The sequence below is a fragment of the Roseomonas sp. KE2513 genome, assembly GCF_016107305.1.
Classification (GTDB): domain Bacteria; phylum Pseudomonadota; class Alphaproteobacteria; order Acetobacterales; family Acetobacteraceae; genus Roseomonas.
This window is the reverse complement of the sequence record NZ_RCVR01000143.1, coordinates 1-1,100: the sequence shown is the minus strand read 5'-3', so window position 1 is coordinate 1,100 and position 1,100 is coordinate 1. Positions and strand designations below refer to the sequence as shown.

General features: G+C 62.1%; 1 protein-coding gene. It reads left to right on the top strand.

Annotation, left to right across the window (positions count from 1 at the left end):
- Positions 1-67 precede the first annotated feature (67 nt).
- Positions 68-1,036 carry an IS30 family transposase gene (locus D9599_RS30635; RefSeq protein WP_198385118.1) on the top strand — a complete coding sequence of 323 codons (969 nt, stop codon included), beginning with the start codon at positions 68-70 and terminating at the stop codon, positions 1,034-1,036.
- The last annotated feature ends 64 nt before the right edge of the window (positions 1,037-1,100 follow it).

Sequence of the window (1,100 nt, the reverse complement as noted above, 5' to 3'; positions counted from 1 at the left end):
GGTGGGTTCTATCTTGAAGTGCGACAAACGTTGCTTTTCCTGAGCTTTGTCGCCGGGAGCTTCCTTCATGGTCGCCTGCTACACCCAGCTAAGCTTCGCCGAGCGTCGAGCCCTGTACCGGCTATTGGACGCTCGCTGCCCAGTAGCCGAGATCGCCCGCCAGCTCGGGCGACACCGATCCACCATTCACCGTGAGATCAAGCGCAACTTCCACCGGGACGAGGACCCATCATTCTCGGGATATTTCCCGGTGGCCGCGCAGGAGATGGCCCATGATCGACGCCAGCGCTGGCGCAAGATCGTGGTGCATCCTCATTTACGACGCTACCTTTTGCAGCACCTGCAACTCGGCTGGTCGCCTCAACAAATTGCTGGCCGGCTCGCGCGCGAACACCCGGATGGCCCTCGCCTCTGTCACGAGACCATCTACCGCCACATCTACGGAGCAGATGGTCAACAGGAGAGGTTCGCAGCACTGATTCCTCTCGCCCGTCGTCGGCGGCGGCGTCAACGCATGGGGCGCAAGCCACGGAGCACAAGCATCCCAGCCAAGCACTGGATTGCCAACCGACCGCCGGAGATCGCTGCTCGAACCAGCTTCGGGCATTGGGAATGCGATCTGCTCATCTTCGCCCCACAGTCTGGCAAGGCTAATGTCACCACGCTGGTCGAGCGGCAGAGCCGCTTCACGATGCTGCTGGCCAACGACAGCCGGCACTCGCTCCCGCTGATGGGGCGTGTTCGGCAGGCTTTGGAGACATGGCCATCCACGGCACGCAAGAGCATCACCTTCGACCGAGGAACCGAGTTCCTGCGGCACGAGAGCCTCGGAAGCACCCTGGCAGTCGGCTGCTTCTTCTGTGATCCTCACAGTCCTTGGCAAAAGGGCAGCGTAGAGAACGCAAACGGGCGGATCAGGCGCTTTCTTCCAAGCACGACCCCTATTGTCGACCTCTCACCCGATCGGCTTGTCCAACTCGTCGCCCGCCTGAACGCCACGCCGCGCAAGTGCCTGGGTTACCGGACGCCTCAGTAGGCATTCCTCACCGCCCTCACCTCCCCTGACCAAGCAGCACCCCATGGCCAAGTCGAACGTCGCA

Excerpts from the sequence above, each read along its gene's own strand:
- D9599_RS30635 (WP_198385118.1), top strand. The coding sequence starts at position 68 with ATGGTCGCCTGCTACACCCAGCTAAGCTTCGCCGAGCGTCGAGCCCTG.